At 68.8% G+C, this 19,371-nt stretch carries 18 protein-coding genes and 1 pseudogene; 12 read left to right on the top strand and 7 right to left on the bottom strand.

All coding sequences use genetic code 11. The features are described 5' to 3' along the window. The 4 genes from PT931_RS21190 to PT931_RS21175 form a co-directional block, all read left to right on the top strand. On the top strand, positions 1 to 542 hold a 542-nt coding region (locus PT931_RS21190), incomplete at its 5' end, for an ROK family protein (RefSeq protein WP_456247490.1). A 734-nt stretch (positions 543 to 1,276) separates the two neighbouring features. Continuing rightward, positions 1,277 to 1,807 (top strand): hypothetical protein, encoded by a 531-nt coding sequence (locus tag PT931_RS21185; RefSeq protein WP_456247489.1) that lies wholly within the window; start codon positions 1,277 to 1,279, stop codon positions 1,805 to 1,807. A 514-nt stretch (positions 1,808 to 2,321) separates the two neighbouring features. Continuing rightward, a complete protein-coding gene (locus tag PT931_RS21180; protein ID WP_456247488.1) occupies positions 2,322 to 3,806 on the top strand; it encodes a DUF4419 domain-containing protein in 1,485 nt (494 codons plus the stop codon). 85 nt (positions 3,807 to 3,891) lie between these two features. Further along, positions 3,892 to 4,110 carry a hypothetical protein gene (locus tag PT931_RS21175; RefSeq protein WP_456247487.1) on the top strand — a complete coding sequence of 73 codons (219 nt, stop codon included), beginning with the start codon at positions 3,892 to 3,894 and terminating at the stop codon, positions 4,108 to 4,110. 283 nt (positions 4,111 to 4,393) lie between these two features. Here PT931_RS21175 and PT931_RS21170 read toward each other — a convergent pair whose 3' ends face one another. Continuing rightward, positions 4,394 to 5,155 (bottom strand): protein-arginine deiminase family protein, encoded by a 762-nt coding sequence (locus PT931_RS21170; RefSeq protein ID WP_456247494.1) that lies wholly within the window; start codon positions 5,153 to 5,155, stop codon positions 4,394 to 4,396. 164 nt (positions 5,156 to 5,319) lie between these two features. Between PT931_RS21170 and PT931_RS21165 the strand changes: the two genes are divergently transcribed. Then, complete coding sequence (locus PT931_RS21165; protein ID WP_456247486.1) at positions 5,320 to 5,853, top strand: hypothetical protein; 534 nt, start codon at positions 5,320 to 5,322, stop codon at positions 5,851 to 5,853. Here PT931_RS21165 and PT931_RS21160 read toward each other — a convergent pair. Next, positions 5,836 to 6,102 carry a hypothetical protein gene (locus tag PT931_RS21160; protein WP_456247485.1) on the bottom strand — a complete coding sequence of 89 codons (267 nt, stop codon included), beginning with the start codon at positions 6,100 to 6,102 and terminating at the stop codon, positions 5,836 to 5,838. The genes PT931_RS21165 and PT931_RS21160 overlap by 18 nt on opposite strands. Before the next feature lie 935 nt (positions 6,103 to 7,037). Further along, positions 7,038 to 7,274, bottom strand: a complete 237-nt coding sequence (locus PT931_RS21155; protein WP_456247484.1) for a hypothetical protein — start codon at positions 7,272 to 7,274, stop codon at positions 7,038 to 7,040. A gap of 225 nt (positions 7,275 to 7,499) precedes the next feature. Between PT931_RS21155 and PT931_RS21150 the strand changes: the two genes are divergently transcribed. The 4 genes and pseudogenes from PT931_RS21150 (at position 7,500) to PT931_RS21135 (ending at position 12,296) form a co-directional block, all read left to right on the top strand. Beyond that, entirely contained in the window at positions 7,500 to 8,138 is a 639-nt protein-coding gene (locus PT931_RS21150; protein WP_456247483.1) for an acyl-CoA-like ligand-binding transcription factor, read from the top strand. Continuing rightward, positions 8,132 to 9,865: an ABC transporter ATP-binding protein gene (locus tag PT931_RS21145; protein ID WP_456247482.1), complete on the top strand. Its 1,734-nt coding sequence runs from the start codon at positions 8,132 to 8,134 to the stop codon at positions 9,863 to 9,865. Before PT931_RS21150 ends, PT931_RS21145 begins: the two co-directional genes overlap by 7 nt. Beyond that, entirely contained in the window at positions 9,862 to 11,850 is a 1,989-nt protein-coding gene (locus PT931_RS21140) for an ABC transporter ATP-binding protein (protein WP_456247481.1), read from the top strand. Before PT931_RS21145 ends, PT931_RS21140 begins: the two co-directional genes overlap by 4 nt. Before the next feature lie 36 nt (positions 11,851 to 11,886). After that, positions 11,887 to 12,296: pseudogene (locus PT931_RS21135) on the top strand (DUF6426 family protein). Positions 12,297 to 12,347: 51 nt separating this feature from the next. Here PT931_RS21135 and PT931_RS21130 read toward each other — a convergent pair. Then, positions 12,348 to 12,746 carry a hypothetical protein gene (locus tag PT931_RS21130; RefSeq protein ID WP_456247480.1) on the bottom strand — a complete coding sequence of 133 codons (399 nt, stop codon included), beginning with the start codon at positions 12,744 to 12,746 and terminating at the stop codon, positions 12,348 to 12,350. A gap of 792 nt (positions 12,747 to 13,538) precedes the next feature. Continuing rightward, the gene (locus PT931_RS21125; protein WP_456247479.1) at positions 13,539 to 13,736 is read right to left on the bottom strand and encodes a hypothetical protein; all 198 of its coding nucleotides are present in this window, start codon (positions 13,734 to 13,736) and stop codon (positions 13,539 to 13,541) included. 131 nt (positions 13,737 to 13,867) lie between these two features. Between PT931_RS21125 and PT931_RS21120 the strand changes: the two genes are divergently transcribed. After that, positions 13,868 to 14,653 carry a hypothetical protein gene (locus PT931_RS21120; RefSeq protein ID WP_456247478.1) on the top strand — a complete coding sequence of 262 codons (786 nt, stop codon included), beginning with the start codon at positions 13,868 to 13,870 and terminating at the stop codon, positions 14,651 to 14,653. A 1,012-nt stretch (positions 14,654 to 15,665) separates the two neighbouring features. Here PT931_RS21120 and PT931_RS21115 read toward each other — a convergent pair. Next, on the bottom strand, positions 15,666 to 16,325 hold the full coding sequence (locus tag PT931_RS21115; protein WP_456247477.1) for a TetR/AcrR family transcriptional regulator: 660 nt from the start codon (positions 16,323 to 16,325) through the stop codon (positions 15,666 to 15,668). A 321-nt stretch (positions 16,326 to 16,646) separates the two neighbouring features. Between PT931_RS21115 and PT931_RS21110 the strand changes: the two genes are divergently transcribed. Both PT931_RS21110 and PT931_RS21105 read left to right on the top strand, forming a co-directional pair. Then, a complete protein-coding gene (locus PT931_RS21110) occupies positions 16,647 to 17,432 on the top strand; it encodes a DUF3050 domain-containing protein (RefSeq protein WP_456247476.1) in 786 nt (261 codons plus the stop codon). Positions 17,433 to 18,177: 745 nt separating this feature from the next. After that, on the top strand, positions 18,178 to 18,621 hold the full coding sequence (locus PT931_RS21105) for an ATP-binding protein (protein ID WP_456247493.1): 444 nt from the start codon (positions 18,178 to 18,180) through the stop codon (positions 18,619 to 18,621). Between the two features lie 266 nt (positions 18,622 to 18,887). On the opposite strand, the gene PT931_RS21100 is transcribed toward PT931_RS21105, so the two are convergent. After that, positions 18,888 to 19,238, bottom strand: a complete 351-nt coding sequence (locus PT931_RS21100; RefSeq protein WP_456247475.1) for an STAS domain-containing protein — start codon at positions 19,236 to 19,238, stop codon at positions 18,888 to 18,890. Positions 19,239 to 19,371: the final 133 nt, after the last annotated feature.

Genomic DNA, 19,371 nt, shown 5'->3' with positions numbered 1-19,371 from the left:
TCATCGACGGCGCACCCTACCGCGGCGCCCACGCCGCCGCCGGCGAACTCGGCTTCCTCGACCTCGGCCTCCCCCCCAACGACCCCACCGGCCGACCCGCCACCAACGAAGGCACCGGCCCCTTCGAACGCCTCGTCGGAGCCGCCGCCATCCACGAACTCGCCACCGCCATGACCGCCGGCGGACGCGACCGGGACCTGCACGCCCAACTCACCGCCCCCGGCGACCGCGACATCACCCCCCTGTTCACCGCCGCCGCCACGGGAAACCCCACCGCCGTCGCCGTCGTCGACCGCGTCGCCGCACGCTTCGCCCAAGGCCTCAGCGCCCTCATTCTCCTGATGGACCCCGAGCTGGTCGTGATCGGCGGCGGCCTATCCCGCGCCGGCGACACCCTCCTCCAACCCCTCCGCCGGCACCTTGCCGGCCGCACACTATCGGCGACCGCCCTGCACGCGTCCACTCTCGGCGAGGATGCCGTCGCGCTCGGCGCAGCCCGCCACGCCCTCGATGTCACAGCCGACCGCCTCACAGCAAGTTAGCTTCCCAGAGTCCCTGTCCAGGTGCAGAGTTTGACAAATCTGATTCCACAGAATGGCCGAGATGCTCTCACTTCGTCCATGCCACTGTGGACTCACGCACGTGGCCGCAGACTGCCGCACGGACTGCGGCCTGCTGTTCTACCCTGCCCTGCAGCCCGGGTGCGGACCACCCAAGTCCGATGCCTAGCCGGCGAGCCCGGACGCACCCTCGCCGCGCGGCTGAACCTTCTGCTCACCACGAAACACCCGTACCGGCGCAAGCCGCTGACCACCCGGGAACTCGCGCGGAAAGTCACAGAAGCCGGATACCCGGTGTCGCACACCTACGTCGCGCGCCTCCTCAACTGCCAGACCGACGACCCGAGCATGCGGTGCGTGCAAGCGCTCGCGAAGGTCTTCGACGTCCGGCCGGGTACCTCGTCGACGAACCGACCGCTACCCAGCCCGGCAGGGACCGGGAAGTGCTGGCCGCGATGCGGGAAGGCGGTGCGCGGGCCATCGCGCTCGGGGTGTGGGGGCTGTCCCGCGCGAGCCAGGAGATGATCCTCAAGCTCGTCCGCCACCTAGGCGCGCTGGAACCGGCTGCTCAACCAGGGGCAACTCCATGCCGCGGCCCCGACTGCGGCCCGGCCCGGTCGTACTCTTGAGCAACTGGAGTATGTGCGGGTGGAGATCCGGCCCGAGCTGTGACGTGTATTCCCGGTTGTGCTGTGGCGTCGTGGGTGAGGAGTGGGATGAGTCAGAGTTCGTCCGGACAGGATCTGTGGGCAGCGGTCGTCGCCGCGGATGCCGAGCTGACGCGGTGCCGAGCTGACTTCTACCGTCATGCCGCATCGAGAGCCGACATACTCGCGGTCGCGTTGACTGGGCCGACGGGCGAACGAGCTTCGGCGATGCACTTTTTGCGGTCGTTTCCTGAAGACGTGCCGGCCTTGTTGGAGATTCTGGTCGAGAATGTGCTGTCGCACCGGTGGGGGCCATACGCCCGGGACGCCATCGTTGCGAGTGGTAGGCGCCCAGCCCTGTTCGCTGAACTGCGCACGCTCACAGACGGGATTCTGCCCCGTGCCGATGCTGACGATTTTCTTCGAATTTCGGATTTGTTGACCGCTTTGAGGGACTGGTCGGGTGTCGCTCACCTCGCGCGACGGGCGGCGGCGACCGGCGATCCTGAGATCAGAGAGATCGGCGCAGATCTGGAACAGGCATATGGGTCACTTTTCCCTCCACTTGACGGGGCGGACGGGACGCTCTTCACCCCCTAGGGGTGGGTTGGCCGCAGCTCCAACCAAGGTGACGTACGGGCTGCTGGTAGCGGCCTGCCGACTGTTCAGGACCCGGCACATGGAACCCGGGCATCCATGAGCTCGCCCCTCTACGCCGGCTGGATGAACAGCGGCCGGGTCGGGGTCGGCATGCAGGTGCCGCCCCCAGCCGAGGGAGGACCAGAATCCGTCGGCGGCCGGCAGCACTCCGACGCCGACCGGAATGCTGCTCGTTTGGGGCTCCAACGTACGCGCTACCGCGCTGTGAAGAGTTGGGAGGTTCAACCTCCGGATGGAAACACAACGAGTGGGCCAGTTTCGGAACTGGCCCATTCGTTTGGCCGCCGCCGTGAGCGCTCGATTGATCTGCGCCATCGCGGCCAAGAGCCAAGAGCTCGTTGCCGGCTTCTCCATTGTCCTATGGCTGCTCCCGTTCGGGACAACTTCGGCCGGGGCCGCGTGCCAGCGCGGTAGGACCGGACAGCCGCGCGTCCACTCCAGGTACGGTCGCACTGTGAGGAGCTTCCCGGTTGACGACGTCACCTGCGCCCCCGACCTGTTGCCGACCCGGCCGCTCGGTGAGCTGTTCACCGAGTCGCTCGTGGTCGGCGGGGACACCGCGCTGCCGGTGCTGGAGCCGGACGGGGTGCACCCGCTGCTCAGCGCCGTGAGTCGGGCCTTCGCCGAGCACCGCCCACTGGTGCTGTCCCCGGACGCGGTCTGGCTGACCATCGCCCAGGGTCTCGCCCAGCATGTCCGGCTGCACGCCGAGGATCTGCGCGGCCAACTCGTCACGCATCGGGGCGCCAAGCGGCTCACGGTGCCGGTCCTCCGGGTCCCGACGGATGCGCCCGGCTGGGCGGCGGCGGTGGAACAGCTCGGCGAGCTGCTGGCGGCCGAGGTCGGCGAGCTGTTCGAGTGTGACTTCTCCACCAGTACCGACGTCGACCTGGTCGCGGGGCGGGTGGTGATGATGGACGTGTACTCGCCGTACTTCGCCTATGTCCTGATGTGCGTCTGCGGCATCCCGTCGATCACGCTGACCGGCACGGTCGAGGACTGGCGTCGGATCCGGCAGCGGGTCGACGCGCTCGACCGGTTCGGGCTTTCTACCTGGCAGGACTCGCTCGCCCCGATCCTCGACCAGTTCGTCCGGGCGGCCGGCGGCGGCGTGGACACCGGGTTCTGGCAGCGGATCTACAACCCCGTCGACGCCTACGGTGGCGACCGGATCACGGGCTGGGCGGCACGGTTCTACCCGTACCTGCTCAGCGGCGGCAGCGTCGAGCACCCCAACCCGTTGCTGGACCTGCCGCTCGACCAGCCCCGCGACCTCACCGTCGCCGGGCAAAGCTACGCCGGGCCCGGAATCGGCAGCACCGCGGTGCCCGCGACATTGTCCCGGGCGACCGTCACGATCCAGGATTCGACCACCGGAGTCACGCACGTGGTGGCCCTGCACGCCGGGCTGGTCGGCGTCGCGCAGGACGCCGATGGCGGGCTGCGACCGGTCGCCGGCTGGCACCTGACGCATGCGCCGCTCGACATCGACCAGGTCGTCGACACGATCCTGGCCGGGCACGGGGCCGAACCACCCGGGGAGGGCGGGCTGTCCCCGTTCGGGGCCTCCGCCGAGACGGTCGGACTCTACCGACGCCTCGGCTCCGCCACCCTGGCCAGCGGCTGGCGGGTCCTGCCGACGGTCGAGCACACCGAGCTCCGCGGTGGCGACCATCTCCTTCACGCCATGGTCGCACTGCCCGACGGCCGCAGCATCGCGTCCACCCACGACTACCGGAGCGACACCACGCACTGGGCGCTGTGCCGCGCCGGGGCCATCGAGGACCCGGACTTTCCCCGCGAACGCGCGCTCGCTGACGACCCCGCCGACGTGCCGCTGCTCGGTACCTCACTCGCGCTGATCCTGCGGGCCGGGTTCGAGCCCGAGCCCGACCTGACCCGCCTTGAGACCGGTCGGCTCATCGACCTGGACAACTGACCGGCGACCGGACTCGTTCCGGTGAGCAGCTGCCGACCACGACAGCACATCCGCGACGCCTCCCGACACTGGCTGTTGTCCGCCAATGGGCACCCTGAACCTGACCGACTGGGCACGGGTCGCAGCCTACGGCGAGCAGACCACCGTCGTCGCCAGCTACCGGCACGGCCGTACCGGGGACCACAACCTCCGGATCAGGATCTGGCACCAAGACCTCGGCGTCGATCCGGCCCGTACCCTGACCGCAGTCACCCTGCCGACCTCGTCCAGGATGCGGCTCGTGGCGCTGACCCTGACGGCGTGAGATCCCAGGTCACCTGGGTCACCGCCATCGGCAGCAGCGCGGAGCTGCGCCACCGGGTGGTCGGCGGCTTTGGCGATGCACCCGGGCGTGCTCTACATCGGCCCTCCGGCCGACCTCGACCCGTACATGACCGTCATCGCCGTCGACCTCGACGTGCTCCTGCAGCTGTACGCTCGTCGTAGAAGTGGAACTGCGGGAACGTCAGGACGCTGGCCCGTGTCAGGTGCGCGCGGTGCGCCGGTTCGCCGTGCACACCGCGCGCACGCTCGTTCGCGCGGCCGGCTCAGGCGGCCGGTGTGGCGTTCCACCGGTCGGCGCGGGTGGGAGAGCGCAGCGCGTTGGTGCCGCAGTGCACCTCGCCTTCGAGCTTGTGCAGGTAGTCCCAGTCCTTGCCCCACCGCACGATCACCGGCGAGCTCTTGAGGGCGTCGAGGGTGGCCTTCTTGAACAGGTCCACGCCGCCGACGGCCGGCCCGTGCGGGTCCGGGGCGGCGAGGACGCCCGGGGTCAGGGACAGGCCGTTGGGGATACTGGCGGTGTGCGCGATGAGCACGGCGGGCGGGGCGGAGCCGCTGCGCATCCGGGCGGCGAGGCGGTCGACGTCGGGTTGGGTCATCCGGCGGGAGTCGACCTGTTCCTTGACCTCTGCTCCGCTCATGGCGTTGGCGTCGAGCTGCTGGAACAGGACGGGTACCCGGACCAGTTCGTCGGCGCGCACTCCGGTCTCGCGGGTGAGGACGTCGACCTGGGCGTCGATGTGCCGGGCGGCGGCCTCGTTGGCTTCGGTGAATTTCCGGTCGGCGAGCGCGTTGTCGATCGTCGGCTTGGTCGTCTCGCTGGTGCCCTGGAACAGTCGGGCCGAGCCGTGTCCGGCGTCGCCTGCCGCGCGTAGCTGGCGCACGGCGAGGCGCGGGTCGGCGACCATCATGGTCCAGCCGCGCGGGGTGTTGGCGGGGATGACATGGGTGGTCTCGTCGGTGTGCCCGACGAGCAGCCAGGACGTGTCGAGGACGACGGGCGCCTGGTCGTACTGGGCGTCGAGCAGTCGGGTGAAGCTGGGGTCGGGCTGGCGGGCCCCGTTGCACCGTACAGCGGCAACGCAGCCTCGACAACGACGCGTTCTACGTCAAAATGGTCCCGTAACCGACACAGTCCAGAGGTGGGCGGAACGCCACAGCGTTTCGCCCACCCAGGTAGGCAGGAGAACGAGTGGGGCTCATCACCAGCCAACATGTCGAGGTGCACCCCTTCTACCAGCACTTCAGCGTGCACGATCCGGTCTACGACGACACCATCGACAGCGCTGAGGCGACACGGAAATCGGTCAGCGAGATCGCTGCGGGCAACGGAGAACTGGCGTTCATCCGCTGCGTCCAAGAACGCGTTCGGGTCAGCGTGCGCGTCGACCTCTACGATGAGGAACCTCCCACCGACTCAGCGTCATCCCACGGATGGGAACTCGCCGCCGTCCTGACGCTTCGCTGCGCGACTTCAGAGATCTGCGTCGACCAGGTCATGACCGGGGCGGTCCTGACCCTCAGACTCCCCGCACCAGGCCCTCATGTCCTGATCGTCCGTCACAGGGGCCGCACCGAGATTCTCGAGCAGCTATCCGCGGTCGAGACGCACACCGAAGGCCAGTCCATCGACGAACAGATCGAAGCCCGCGAACACCTCGCCGGGGTGGAGGCCTACCTGCTAGAAGTGTGGCCGGGGCCCAATCCCTCAAACCGGTCGGCGTAAACGGCGCCCAGTCAACCAGACCTGACACCCCGCGTAAGCCGAGGCGACCAACGGCGCCCACAGGTTCCCCCATGGCGGCGCCTCGAGCAGCACAGCCCGCAAACTCGCCGCCCGGTCGTCGTCACCCATGAGATCGGTATCGCCGAACAGGTCCAGGGTCCCGCCGCCGGCCGCTGGCAACATCGACCACAGGGACAGGCCCACCAGCGCGACGGTGCCCACCGCGGCCATCAACCACAGGCCCGCCACGACGTAGGCACCGAACCGGGCGCGGCACCCGACATCCTTCCCGGCGACAGCATGTCCACCAGACCCGGTCGAGGACTCCCGCCCGCGTCGCCCGGGCCGAAGGCGGGCCTTTCGAGCCCGGCGACCGCGAAGGTGGCCCAGACCCACAACCCGACTCCGCATGACAACGCCTCCGCAGCCACAACACCCAGTGTCGCGGGTCGGTCGCCGAGGTCCATGAGCGCGTAATAGGTCTCGCTCCGAAACCGCGCTCCCTCGATCCGCGCCCCCGCCCGACTCATCAGGGCGAATGCCCACCAGGCCGCCGCAGCCCCGATCACCGCGCACGTCACCGACCCACGCGCCAGCCACGGGGAGATCGCACCAGAACGCAAGAATGGCATGACATAGACCATATGGCACCAAGTGTGGAAGGCGCACTCCCCGGAGCCGCGTACAGACTTCACAGATGACCCACCGGCGCGGGGAGGCGGTCCCAGGCAGGGCCTGCCCAGCTGCCGCCTTGTCCACTTCGACGGCCGACGCACTTCGGCAGCAGTCGTTTCCATGCAGGGGTCGACCGAAACGACGCGGGACAACTACCTCTTGCGGGGAGGGAGGGACATCTACTCTGCGCTCAACACCTGCCCCGCCGCCCGGCACAAGCGGCTATGTCTCCGAATCTCACCGAACGGGGTGAACGTCCAGCTCGAGAGCGTCATTTGAGCGGGGGGTCGAGGCATTCGTGCTCGCGAACATGCTGACCACTGCCCCGGCAGCACAGCGTCCCGGCCCGAGAAGGTTCGAGCACGATCACAGGCAGATGATGCTCGAGATTCCGGACGGGCCTGAAGCGGCGACGCCCCGTTCGTGGGGAACGGGGCGAAGGGCCATGAGGTTGTGGCAACATGTCCGCGGCCGAGCCTAGATCATCACCAACGGCTGGCGGAGGGCCGTTACTCGGCCGCGTCACCCGCCGCGCGGCGCAGGTACCGGCGCAGCGCTCGCGGCAACCAGTAGGTTCGGGCGTCCGGATCGGCGAGTTCAACGGAGCCGAGGAGATGCCCGGCCACCGGCAGGTTCAGCATGACCTCCTCCGGCATCAGGCCATCACGGTAGGCGAGGAACGTGTCCTGGTCCCGGGCGGACAGCTCGCCGAACCAGCCGTCGAACTCCTCGTCGTCCGAGCCCATCGGGCGCGAGCCGGTCGGCCGGCGAGCGCTCGGGCTTCGTGAGCGTGATGTCCCCGTCGGCGTCGACGACGGCCACGCCGACCCGTCGCGACGACGGGTTCGGCACGCCGCCGCGACTGCTCGCCGGCCACACTGGACCGGGCCGAGCCGCCGTGATGGCCCGGACTGAAATTGCGTGCCACGAAATCATTCGCGGCACGCAATTTTCTGATGTACGGTCGCGGCATGGAAGCCGATCAACCCGTCGGGCTGCGCGAGACCAAGAAGGCGGCCACTCGCCGGGCGCTCAGCCTGGCGGCACTCCAGTTGGCCAAGGAGCACGGTCTGGACAACGTCCGGGTCGAGGCGATCGCGGCTGCCGCCGGGGTGTCGCCGCGGACCTACAACAACTATTTCTCCAGCCGGGAGGAGGCGATCTGTGCCCTCGGCATCGATCGGGCCGAGCGGCTGGGTGCCCACCTCCGCGATCGGCCGGCGGTCGAGTCGCTGGCGGTGGCGATCCGCCGGGCGTTGGCCGAGTTCCACGCCGGCGCCGAACCGGACCGGGAGATGATCATGTTGATCATGAGTACCCCGACGCTGGCCCGGGAGTTCATGAAGGCCAGCGCCGTCGGTGAGAAGACGTTCGCCGACGCGATCGCCGAACGGATCGGGCAGCCGCCCGGCCGGCTCGACGTGACGGTGCTCGCCGGGGCCGTGTACGCGGCGAGCAGGGTGGCCACCAAACACTGGCTGCGTCCGGGGCGGACCAGGCCGTTCATCGAGAACCTCGACGAAGCCCTCCGGCTGCTCGCGCCCGTGGCCGACGCCGTGGAGGCCGCCAGCCGGGAAACCATGACAGACGCAAGGGAGAACCCGTGCTGATCAGACTCCTCCGGGCCCATCTGAGCCCGTACCGCGGGCAGCTCTCCCTGGTGGTGCTGTTCCAGTTCGTCCAGACCATGGCGAGCCTGTACCTGCCGACCCTCAACGCCGACATCATCGACCACGGCGTGGTCGCCGGCGACGTCGGCTACATCGTCCGGACCGGCGGGGTGATGCTCGCCATCACGGCCGTGCAGATCCTGTTCACCTGCGGGGCCGTCTACTTCGGAGCCCGGACCGCGATGGCTGTTGGCAGGGACATCCGGGGCGCCGTGTTCGACCGGGTGCAGTCGTTCTCGGCCCGCGAGGTCGGCCAGTTCGGCACCGCGTCGCTGATCACCCGGACCACCAACGACGTGCAGCAGGTCCAGATGCTGGCGTTGATGACGTTCACCATGATGGTGTCCGCGCCGATCATGGGCGTGGGCGGGATCGTGCTGGCGCTCAACCTCGACGTGCCACTGTCCGGCGTCCTCCTGTTGATCGTGCCGGTGCTGGGCGCGATCATGGCGCTGATCATCCAGCGGATGCGGCCCCAGTTCCGGCTCATGCAGGACCGGATCGACCAGATCAACCGGGTACTACGCGAGCAGATCACCGGCGTCCGCGTCGTCCGGGCCTTCGTCCGCGACACCCGCGAGCAGGAACGGTTCACCGCGGCCAACACCGAACTGCTGGACGTGTCGCTCGCGGTGGGCCGGCTGATGGCCTTCATGTTCCCGGCCGTGATGCTCGTCGGCAACATCGCCAGCGTCGCGGTGCTCTGGTACGGCGGTCTCCGGATCGACAGCCACGCGATGCAGGTGGGGGCGTTGACCGCGTTCCTGTCGTACCTGATGCAGATTTTGATGTCGGTCATGATGGCGACCTTCATGTTCATGATGGTGCCGCGGGCCGAGGTGTCGGCGGAACGGATCTCCGAGGTGCTCGACACCGACTCCAGCGTGGTGCCGCCGGCCGACCCGGTGACCTCCACCGGGCTCAGCGGTCGGCTGGAGTTGCGCGACGTCGAGTTCCGCTACCCAGGCGCGGAGGAACCGGTGATCAGCGGGGTCGGCTTCGTCGCCGGGCCGGGCCAGATCACCGCCGTGATCGGCAGCACCGGTGCGGGCAAGACCACCCTACTCAACCTGGTACCGCGGTTGATGGATGTCACCGCCGGCGAGGTGCTCGTCGACGGTGTGGACGTGCGCCGGCTCGACCCCGCGCTGCTGTCGCGCACCGTCGGGTTCGTCCCGCAGAAGCCGTACCTGTTCTCCGGCACGGTCGCCTCGAACCTGCGCTACGGCCGGCCGGACGCCACCGACGAGGAACTGTGGCGGGCCCTGGAGATCGCGCAGGCCAAGACGTTCGTCGAGGAGATGCCGGACGGGCTCGACTCGGCGATCGCCCAAGGCGGCACCGACGTGTCCGGCGGGCAGCGGCAGCGGCTCGCCATCGCCCGGGCCCTGGTGGCCCGCCCCGAGATCTACCTGTTCGACGACTCGTTCTCCGCACTGGACTACGCGACCGACGCCGCGCTCCGGCGGGCGCTCGCGGCGGAGACGGCCGACGCCACCGTGGTGATCGTCGCCCAGCGGGTGGCGACCATCCGCAACGCCGACCGGATCATCGTGCTGGACGAGGGCCGGGTGGTCGGCGAGGGCAACCATCACGACCTGCTGGCCGGCAACGACACCTACCGGGAGATCGTGCTCTCCCAACTCACCGAGGCGGAGGCGGCATGACCAGCGTGCAGGGGGAGCGGGCCACCCCGCAGCGCGGCCCGGGACCGGCCGGCGGGGCGATGTTCGGCCGGGGCCCGGCGGCGTTCATGGGCGGCCGGTCCACCGAGAAGTCCCTGGACTTCAAGGGTTCCGGCAAACGGCTGCTGCGGATGCTGAAGCCCCGCAGGCTGCTGGTCGGCGCGATCCTGCTCCTGGGAACGGTCAGCGTCGCGCTGTCCGTCGCCGGGCCCAGGATTCTCGGCCGCGCCACCGACCTGATCTTCACTGGGGTGACCAACGCCGGCCTGCCGGAGGGGCAGTCCAAGGCGGAGGTGATCGCCCGGCTCCGGGCCGACGGCAACGACACCCTCGCGGACATGTTCAGCGCGATGGACATCGTGCCCGGTGCCCGGATCGACTTCCCCCAGGTCGGCCGGGTGCTGCTCCTGGCCCTCGGCCTGTACGCGGCGGCGTCGGTGTTCGCCCTCGCGCAGGGCCGGATGACCACCACCGTGGTCCAGCGGACGATCTTCGACCTCCGCCAACAGGTCGAGGCCAAGTTCGCCCGGCTGCCGCTGCGCTACTTCGACCAGCAGCCGCGCGGCGAGGTGCTCAGCCGGGTCACCAACGACATCGACAACCTGGCCCAGTCGCTGCAGCAGACCCTGAGTCAGATCGTCACCTCCCTGCTGACCATCATCGGGGTACTGGCCATGATGATCTCGATCTCGCCGCTCCTCGCGGTGATCGCTCTGGTCACGGTGCCGGTGTCCGTCCTGGTCACGGCGCGGATCGGGAAGCGGGCCCAGCCGCAGTTCATCCAACAGTGGTCGACGACCGGCAGGCTCAACGGCCACATCGAGGAGATGTACACCGGACACTCGCTGGTCACCGTCTTCGGCCGGCAGCAGGAGTCCGCCGAGCGGTTCCGTGAGCACAACGAGGGGCTGTACACGGCCAGCTTCAAGGCCCAGTTCATCTCCGGGCTGATCCAGCCGGCCATGATGTTCATCGGCAACATCAACTACGTCCTCGTCGCCGTCGTCGGCGGCCTGCGGGTCGCCTCCGGGTCCCTGTCGCTGGGCGAGGTGCAGGCGTTCATCCAGTACTCGCGGCAGTTCTCCCAGCCCCTGATGCAGGTGGCCAGCATGGCGAACCTGCTCCAGTCCGGGGTGGCCTCGGCCGAGCGGGTGTTCGCGCTGCTCGACGCCGAGGAGCAGGAACCCGACCCGGTGCGGCCGGCCGTCGTGGGTGCCGTCCGGGGACAGGTCGCGTTCGAGAACGTGTCCTTCCGGTACACGCCGGACCGGCCGCTGATCGAGGACCTGTCCCTGGAGGTCAAGCCCGGGCAGACCGTCGCCATCGTCGGGCCGACCGGGGCCGGGAAGACCACCCTCGTCAACCTGCTGCTGCGGTTCTACGAGCTCGACGCCGGCCGGATCACCCTCGACGGCGTCGACATCGCGCGGATGACGCGCGAGGACCTGCGGGCCAGGACCGGCATGGTGCTCCAGGACGCCTGGCTGTTCGGCGGGACGATCGCGGAGAACATCGCCTACGGCGCGCCCGGCCCGGTCACCGACGAGCAGATCCACGCGGCGGCCCGGGCTACCCACGTGGACAGGTTCGCCCGGACCCTGCCGGACGGCTATGACACGATGCTCGACGAGGAGGGCGCCGGGGTCAGCACCGGAGAGAAGCAGCTGATCACCATCGCCCGGGCGTTCCTCGCCGAGCCGGCCATCCTGATCCTCGACGAGGCGACCAGCTCGGTGGACACCCGCACGGAGGTGCTGATCCAGCGCGCGATGAACGAACTGCGCAAGGGCCGGACCAGCTTCGTGATCGCCCACCGGCTGTCCACGATCCGCGACGCAGACGTGATCCTCGTGATGGAGCACGGCTCGATCGTCGAGCAGGGCACGCACGAGGGGCTGCTCGCGGCGGACGGGGCGTATGCCCGGCTGTACGCGGCGCAGTTCGCCCGGGCGGTGGAGCTGGACTGAGGTACGGCCGCGACTCGTGGACCGGGTTGGACCACGGTGTCTGGCCGCCCCAGAAGAGGTCTTCGAGCCGAAAACCAACCTTGCCAACTGGGGGGCCGACGTATTGTGGCACTGGGTACGTGGATTGGCCCTCCGCGCAACACGACGCCCTCACCGGTGAAGCTGACCCAGACGTTTACCTACACGGTCACGTACCAGGTCAGCGGGGGCATCTCGGCGGGCGCGAAGGACGTTCTCTCCGCCTCGCTCGGCGCCCAGCTCAACACCTCACTCACCCGGAGCAGCGGGATCGACGTGACGCTCGGTCCGGGACAGAGCTGGGGCTGGTCGTCGAGTGCCAGACCGTCACCTACGCGATCTACACGACAAGCGTCTTCGGCGGCGTGACCACGGAGTACGCCCAGGTGTTCCAACCGACCGGCGTCGTCAGCGCACGCGCCTGCTGATGCCCGCGGTGGTGCGGCGGGTACGCCCGTCGCACCACCGCCCGGGGCTGATCAGCACCGCTGTCCGGCCGGGCGGTCCGGCCAGGGGCGGACCAGGTACTGGTCGCTGACGAAACCCTGCTGCTTGCTGTCCTTCCGCCGCACGTGCCACCAGACGTATGACGTCCAACCCGACGAGTTCGTCACGCCCTGGCCGAACGTCCAGCAGTGCATGTACAGCTCCGTGCCGTTGTTCCAGGTGCCGTTCGAGTTGCAGATGGTGTCCGGGCCGGTGCGGAAGTTCACCGTGTTCCCGACGATCTTCGAGGTCAGGGCGCTGGGGTTCGACCATGCGGTCGAGCAGTCGATGGCCGCGCCGGGGGTCGCCGCCACGGCAGGGGTCGCGGCGACGGCCACCGTGCCGACACCGACAGCCGCCGCGATGACGGTGGAGAGCAGTCGCCTGTGCATCCGGTACCTCCCGCTGGGGATCTGGATCTTGAGGTCTCGACTGTAGACACAGGCGGTGGGGTTGCCATCCGCCCCTGGTTGACACCGGGGGTAAACCTTGGCGGTAGCCACGGCCGGCCACACGTCTTCCACGCCCAGTGCGCGTTCGAAGAGCGCCGGCGCGTCGTCCCGTGGGTCGTCCACGCAGTCCTTGCCGAATGCCCTCTCGAAGTAGCCATCGCCTTGAGCTCGCTGAAGAGCGCGTCCCCCACGACACCGTCGTCGGCTGGCACCGTAGAACCGCCGGGGTCACAGCCGCAAGCCCGGACGAGCAACCTTCCGAGACTGACGACAGCAAGGCCGCCCGCCGCGAACTCGACCCGGCCAGCGCCGACACGACCGCGCCCCACCGGGCCCAGACCGCAAACGCCCCAAGGCCGACACCCAGCAGCACGGGCACGACAACCGGGCCAATGAGCACCAGGCCCGGCCCGAGCAGCGTGAGGGCCCAGTCATCAGGCCCGACCAGGACGGTGGCGAGTTCGGCGCGGCCGAAGCACGTGCCGCGCTGGGACACGTTCATGACGAACGGGCTATGCCCCCGCTCTGGCCAACGCAGCTGGGTTCCCTCCATGTGCCGGGCTCAGCCAGAAGTCCGGCGCAAGCGGGCGCGCCGCCCGTTGCTACCGGATCAACTGTGGAAACACGAGGAGACCCGGGCGACGCCCGGGTCTCCTCGCAACTAGCCAACTATAAGAACAGCGACCTTATTCGGATTCAAGATCACTCATGGGGGTGTGCCTCGGCTCGGTCCTAGTCCACCACCGTGCCCGGAACATCCGGTGGTTCGTCTGTCAGGCGACTCGCCGAGCGCCGTTCGTCGCGCAGGCGCAGCCAGACGGTGACGACGATGCCGGTGGCGATGGCGAGGCCGCTCATGTAGGCGACCAGGGGCGGGTAGTTCCGCACGACGCCAACGGTGCCGAAGGAAATCGCTGCGAACAGCAGCACCCCGGCGACCGCACACGCCACCCACTCGCCCGTGGACCAGCCAGATCGGTCGGCACTGGGTTCGGGGACATCCGGGGGAGAGGGTGTTTCATCCATGCCTCGACGGTGCCAGGCGGCTACAGTGTCCCGCTATGCAATCGCGTCCGACGAAATCGCCGCAGAAACCGGACAGGGCCTGGACTGCAGTTTCGGTCGAGCCCGGGCTTCATGAGGGTGAAGAAATCTGGCACGAGGACAGGCTCGTGCTACTGGCGGGCGGACTCTACCCACCTCGCTTCCGGCTCGCGCTGACGTGCCAGACCACCGGAGTCAAGGTCTGCGTACCGCTACGGATCGAGTCCGGAAGTATCCAGGTCGGGGAGGCCCTGGCGGTCACGGGTGTGTCGTCGGTCATCGATCACGCTCAGGCGATCCAGGCCATCGCGAGGGGTCCGCTCGCTACCGCGGTGGCGATGATCGCTGGCACCCCGGGACTCCTCAAGATCGAACCTGACGGACGCTGGCGTTGGGTGCCTATCCGGTGGGCTTGGGGGCCTCCACCTCCAGCCAGCTCCTCCGAAGAAGCGCAGAGGATGGCCGAGGCCCGCGCGACGGACCAGTACCGACGCGAGGCGGCACGAGACGCTCAGAGGCTGGCAGAAGTGAAACGCCGGATGAGCAGCAAATGGCACACGCTCGATTGGCCCAGGCTAAACGAGGTTGCGCAGGCAATACTCGAGGCCAGGGCGCAAGGTAAGTCGAATCGTGAAGCGATCGAGAGTCTAAGGACCACAAAGTACCGGGCACGATCCATCCTCTACGAGGACATGCGTACAGCCATCGAGATCGGCCTCATCCCGCCGGCGGATGGCCATGTGCGTCACGTGCTGCCTTGGTGGAACCAGCGCGAACTGGACGAACAGAACGGTGACCTGTGAGCAGTCGAGTTGTTCCCGCGACCTTCATCGTGTCTGGTCGGAACGCTCCGAGTCAGCCATAGTCCGGCCAACGTCGGCGGCAATGCGGCTTCTCCAAGTTTCCGCAGACAGGGGGTCGTGAAGGCCGCCGGCCAAGACCACGCAGAAGCGTGCCGCCCTTCTGGCGTACCGCTCCATCGCCTCCCGGCCATCCCAGTTGTCGGTCGCCTCGTCGCGGATGCGTGTGCACCGTGCCCCAGCAGACCGGCGACGAGTGCCGAGACCTCGCAGGACTCGGACGACAGGCCGTTCACGGAGTCTTCGTGGCCGGGGATCACGCGTTAGCGAGGCTCTGCCTGGCGGGCACAGGTGCGGCCGACGTGCGAATCGTTCAGGTGACTCTGTTGGTACGGAGGTGCCGCAGGGGCAGGGCGGTCGAGTTGTCGGTGAGCGCGGCGTCGAGGAGGCTGGAGCGTCGCTCCTCCAGCCTGTCCAGATCACCGAGGAGGCCCTCGCGATCCTCCTCAACCCCGCCCAGTGGCTTCGTCCTTGGTGCTGGTCATTCGCGGAGTATGTCGAGCCAGCTCGGTGTGCTCAACCGGATTGTCTGGCAAGTCTCAGTGTCGTGATCGCGAGCCTTGTCCCCGAGGATCTGTGGGATCGCATTGCTCCGCGGCGGGAACCGACGCGACGTCACCCAGCTTTGCCGCTACTGGACGCGGTCCTATCGATCCGAGGACGGCGGGGACGCACCCAAGAGTCGGGAGGTTCCACCCGGCGTTCCAGGGACCGATATGGGCCCGGTGATCACGGTCGCGCTGGTTACAGCGCTTCGTTGGGGGCGCCGTTTTGGCGGCGGCAGTCGTCGGGGGACTGGTGGTGGCGCCCCAAGCGGCGCGGGCCGCCGTTCTCCCCGCGACCGCGGTGGGTGTGGCCTGGGACGGTGACCTGCGGGTCCTGGACGTGGCCGGTGCCACGGCCCCTGCCCATGCGACTACGAAAAGGGCCTGTGGTGCTCCCGGCGGGCGCCAGTTCACCGGAGCCGGCGGCGGCCGAGCTGGAGCTGGGCTCGCAGCACCTGACGTGGGCGCAGTGGCGGGGTCGGCAGTGGGTGGGCCGCAGCGGCCCGGTACCCGTCGAGGGTGAGAGCCAGGTAGCGCCGCCAGGCCGACGGATCGATGGCGAACGTCGCCTCGCTGACCCGGGACAGCGCCCAGACGATGAACGCCAGGTCCTCCGCGGTGACATCGGCGCGCAGGCTGCCCTCCGCCTGGGCCCGTTCGACGATCCGCCGACCGAGGTCGTAGGCGCGTTTGCGGGCGGCCTCGATGCCCGCGTGCGGGAACCGCATCGACGCGATGTCGTTGAAGGCCAGGTCCCCGGCCTGCAACTCGCAGGTCCGCTCCAGGAAGAACACCAGCCCGTCCCATGCCGGCTCCATCACCACCGCGGCCTCGGCAGCCTTGATCCAGGCGCGCTTCTTGTCTGCGATGACGGCCGCGACCAGGTCCATCCGGGTCGGGAAGTGCCGGTACAGCGTGCCGATCGCGACCTCCGCGCGGCGGGCTACCCCCTCCAGCGGGGCATTGAGGCCCTCCTCCGCGAACGCGACCTGCGCGGCGGCCAGCAGTGCGGCCCGGTTCCGCCGCGCGTCCTGACGTAGGGGCCCCGCGGGGGCCTTGCGAGTTGCCATGCGCCGCAGCATACACGGAGGGCAGCCTCCGATTAGATCTGAAGTCGAGGGGCTCCTCACTTTAAAGTGCAAAAGTGCCGGTCCAACCCATTGCGAGCACTCACCGAACCGGCCTAGCCTTGCGTCGATCCAACAAATTCCGCCGTGCCGCGACAGGGACGACAAGCCGTGTCCCGGTGCGAAGGGGAGTTGTGTGGCGGGCTTGTGCCGGATCCGCTGTGGATCTGTGGCACCCGATGGCAGAGTCGGCGGCGATTCCGGGCACGCCCGTCAGCGAACGGTGTGCCGCAGCGTTGCTGCGACCAGTAGGAGGAGAATTCGATGTCGCGCTATGACTGGGGCCAGACCCACCCGGGGATCGAACGTCTCGAGAAGGCCGTGGACGAGGCCCGCGCCCGGGTGGTGGCCCACCCGATGTACCGCACCCTGGACAACCACGACGCGATCGTGACGTTCATGGAGCACCACGTCTTCGCCGTCTGGGACTTCATGTCCCTGCTGAAGTCGCTCCAGATCAACCTGACCTGCGTGTCCGTGCCGTGGCTGCCCACGGCGCACCGGGCCAGCCGGCACCTGATCAACGACATCGTCACGGTCGAGGAGAGCGACGAGCTCGGCGACGGGTACATCAGCCACTTCGAGCTGTACGTCAACGGCATGCGCGAGGCCGGCGCCGACACCACCGCGATCGACTCCCTGATCAGCCTGCTGCGGGCGGGGCGGCCGGTCCGCGAGGCGCTCGTCGAGGCCGGCACCCCGGCCCCGTCGCTGGCGTTCGCGAACGCGACGTTCACGTTCATCGAGACCCAGCCGATCCACTGCCAGGCTGCGGCGTTCGCGTTCGGCCGCGAGGACCTGATCCCGGACATGTTCCAGCAGGTCGTGGCCGTGAACGAGCGGGACAACAAGCTCAACACGTTCGTGGACTACCTGGAGCGGCACATCGAGGTCGACGGGGAGAAGCACACCCCGATGGCGATGCAGATGCTCGCCGACCTGTGCGGCGACGACGAGCAGAAGTGGCAGGACTGCGCCGACACCGTCAACGCGGCGCTCGACGCCCGCGTCGCGCTGTGGGACGGCATTCTCGCGGCCATCAAGGCGTAGCCGCCAGCCCCGGCTTCCCGGTCGTCAGCTGTTGGTGCTGCCGAGCGCGGGCATGGGACTGTCGGAAGTCTTCGATGGGGCACACGCGAGCACAGGGCGATTCTCGTCGCCGTGAACGCGGAGAGCAGGAGCGGACGGGGAGCTTCCCTGTCCGCTCTGCTGCGTCAGCGACGACCGACCTGCTTGCGTCAGGTTCCGTTCCGCATCGTGCAGCGCCTGGCCGGCGGTGTTCTTCAGCCTGGTCGTCCAGCCGTCGCCGGAGTGGCAGGCGGCCGCGCCATAGGTGGCAATGGAGCAGAGAGCTGACAGCCTCGACGCATCCCGCCGTCGGCTCCCGTCACCTGGCCCACCCCGTTGGAGGTGAACAGGGCGTCGGCAGCCGGCTGCGGCCTGGCGCCCATGTGTCGGCGCCGCCGGCGGAAAGTCCGGGCGGCGATGGGGTATGGATGTCCACGCCTGAGGTGCTCGGCTGTCGGACACCGCTCTGGCGGGACGGGGACCTCCGCCGCCGACCATGACTGCCGGGTATCGCCAGGCCAGGCGGGGCCGAGGCCCTGACTCTGCTCGAACAGGTCACCGTATGAATATCGATGCGCGGCCCCAGTGCCTGTCGAGGGTGTTGGTTCGTTGCGGGGCGGGTACGGGACTTCGTATGAGCAGCATGGCGGCGGCGATGGTAAGCAGTGGTCCAACCTGGCGTGCCCGGCCGCTGCGGCCGGATGGCGGTCGGCGTGTGCCGGTGACGATGATGGTCACCGCCGAGGATTTGCGTCGTGTGCGGGCGGCTGTCGGGCGGTTTGCGGCTTCGGTTGGGGTCGGGGCGGTGCGTTTGGGGATGGTCGCGGTGGTGGTGGCGGAGTTGAGTACGAACGCGGTCCGTCATGGAGGTGGTCTCGGCTGGTGTCGGGCGTGGTACCGCAGGGGCCGTCTCTTCGTTCAGGTGTCCAACCCGGCCAGGGGCCGTATCGACCCGGTCGCCGGGCACGTCGGTCCCCCGCTGCTGTCTGAGGGCGGGCGAGGACTATGGATGGTGAGGATGTTCGCTGAGCGGTTGTTGATCCTGCCCAACATTTCAGGTACGACGATCGTCACCGCCGTCCTCGGTGTCACGCCGGAGGTGCCGGCCCCCGGCGCTGACCACGCCCCGCCTGGCGAGGTGGCGGCCGGCTATGAAAGTGCCGGAGGATAGGCGGGGTACCCGCGGCAGGACCGCCCAGCGCAACATCGTCCTCCATTTCATCCGGCTACTTGCGTGTGATCAGGCAGGGTGGAGGCGGCCCGCGATCCGCCCCGCACACGCCCACCGAGCTGAGGGACCCTTCGACCTCGGGTTCCTCAACGGTTCGATGGAACGGCCGTGGGGGCTACGCGTTACCGGTCTCGGTGACCGTGACGCGCCCTCGCGAGACCGCCCACGCACGCCGCCGCCCGATCTCGGATTTCGCGACTCTCCAGTTAGCTAAGCCGTCGCGGGGTGGTGAGGGTGTCCCATACTCCTGTCATTTTCAGGATGCGGGCGACGAGTCCTGTCGCGCCGGTGACGGTCAGGGTGCCCTGCGCCGCGTTGGCGGCGTTGCGTCCGGCGATCAGGACGCCGATGCCGCCGGAGTCCAGGAATGTTGTGCCCGACAGGTCAACCGTGAGGTGGATCCGCCCGGCGGTGATCGCGTCGTGCAGGACCGTGAACAGTGTGTCGTGGCAGCCCAGGTCCACCTCGCCGTGCACCGCGATCAGGACACCGTCGCCTGCGGATTTGGTCGTGATGACCGTGGCAGCGTCGGTGTTGGCCCCCGCTGGGGCCGGCACATGTTCCTTCGTCGGGGTGGTGTCGGGTTCGCCGCGGCCTACGACCGCCGCCTCTTGGCGGGTCGGGTGGGCGAATCCGGCGCCCGTCATCGCGTCACGTGCACTAAGCCAACAGTTGTCATACGGCAAATAT

This window comes from Longispora urticae (assembly GCF_053902585.1).
The sequence above is the reverse complement of the archived record's forward strand: the minus strand, read 5'-3'. Positions and strand labels throughout refer to the sequence as shown.

What these genes read in the sequence shown, in the direction of transcription:
- PT931_RS21185 (WP_456247489.1), top strand. Translation starts at nt 1,277, where the DNA reads ATGAGTCAGAGTTCGTCCGGACAGGATCTGTGGGCAGCGGTCGTCGCC.
- PT931_RS21175 (WP_456247487.1), top strand. Translation starts at nt 3,892, where the DNA reads ATGGGCACCCTGAACCTGACCGACTGGGCACGGGTCGCAGCCTACGGC.
- PT931_RS21155 (WP_456247484.1), bottom strand. Translation starts at nt 7,274, where the DNA reads ATGGGCTCGGACGACGAGGAGTTCGACGGCTGGTTCGGCGAGCTGTCC.
- PT931_RS21150 (WP_456247483.1), top strand. Translation starts at nt 7,500, where the DNA reads ATGGAAGCCGATCAACCCGTCGGGCTGCGCGAGACCAAGAAGGCGGCC.
- PT931_RS21140 (WP_456247481.1), top strand. Translation starts at nt 9,862, where the DNA reads ATGACCAGCGTGCAGGGGGAGCGGGCCACCCCGCAGCGCGGCCCGGGA.
- PT931_RS21130 (WP_456247480.1), bottom strand. Translation starts at nt 12,746, where the DNA reads ATGCACAGGCGACTGCTCTCCACCGTCATCGCGGCGGCTGTCGGTGTC.
- PT931_RS21120 (WP_456247478.1), top strand. Translation starts at nt 13,868, where the DNA reads ATGCAATCGCGTCCGACGAAATCGCCGCAGAAACCGGACAGGGCCTGG.
- PT931_RS21115 (WP_456247477.1), bottom strand. Translation starts at nt 16,325, where the DNA reads ATGGCAACTCGCAAGGCCCCCGCGGGGCCCCTACGTCAGGACGCGCGG.
- PT931_RS21110 (WP_456247476.1), top strand. Translation starts at nt 16,647, where the DNA reads ATGTCGCGCTATGACTGGGGCCAGACCCACCCGGGGATCGAACGTCTC.
- PT931_RS21105 (WP_456247493.1), top strand. Translation starts at nt 18,178, where the DNA reads ATGATGGTCACCGCCGAGGATTTGCGTCGTGTGCGGGCGGCTGTCGGG.